Below are 799 nucleotides of genomic sequence, written 5' to 3'. Positions count from 1 at the left end.
GATTGTCCGGGTCTGTTAACGCTCACTAGGGTGCCCGCATGCCCTCCCCGCGTCCCCTGCTGCCGCGCTCCACCCCGGCCGCCGCAGGGATCTCGTCCCGCGCGATCACCGCGCTGCTGGACCGGCTCGACGCCCACGCCGTCGAGTGCCACTCCCTCATGATCGTGCGCCACGGCCACATCGTCGCCGAGGGCTGGTGGGCACCGTACTCGGCTGAGCGCCCGCACCTGCTGTACTCCCTGACCAAGTCCTTCACCGCCCTCGCCGTCGGCCTGGCGATCGCCGACGGCCTGCTGACCCTGCAGGACCGGATCGCACAGGTGCTGCCCGAGCACGTGCCGGCCGACATCTGCGCCCAGGGCCGCCGGCTGAGCGTGCACCACCTGCTGTCCATGACCACCGGCCACCGCACCGACAGCCTCACCCAGGCCTGGCAGCTGGAACCGGATGACCTGGTCAAGGGCTTCCTGCGGGTGCCCTTCACCGCGCCCGAGGGCACCCGGCACGCCTATGACAACCCCACCACCTTCATCCTGGCCCGGATGGTGGAGCGGGTCACCGGCCGCGGCCTGCCCCAGTGGCTGCAGGAGCGGCTGTTCACGCCGATGGGCATCGCGCACGCCGAATGGGACCGGGTGGCCGGCGGCGCCGTCTTCGGCTTTCACGGCCTGCATCTGACCACCGAGGCCGTGGCCGCCTTCGGCCGGCTGCTGCTGGACGAGGGCCGCTGGGGCGACCACCAGCTCGTCCCGCGCCAATGGGTGCGGCAGGCGACCGGACGGCACATCGACACCCTGCC

The 799-nt window shown here is 72.1% G+C and carries 1 protein-coding gene; it reads left to right on the top strand.

Annotation, left to right across the window (positions count from 1 at the left end; genetic code table 11):
- Nucleotides 1-38: 38 nt before the first annotated feature.
- The coding region (locus Psi01_RS42985) for a serine hydrolase domain-containing protein (RefSeq protein ID WP_204069972.1) at nucleotides 39-799 on the top strand (761 nt) is incomplete at its 3' end.

The sequence above is a fragment of the Paraplanobispora siamensis genome, from assembly GCF_016863175.1.
Lineage (GTDB): Bacteria > Actinomycetota > Actinomycetes > Streptosporangiales > Streptosporangiaceae > Planobispora > Planobispora siamensis.
The sequence above is the reverse complement of the archived record's forward strand: the minus strand, read 5'-3'. Positions and strand labels throughout refer to the sequence as shown.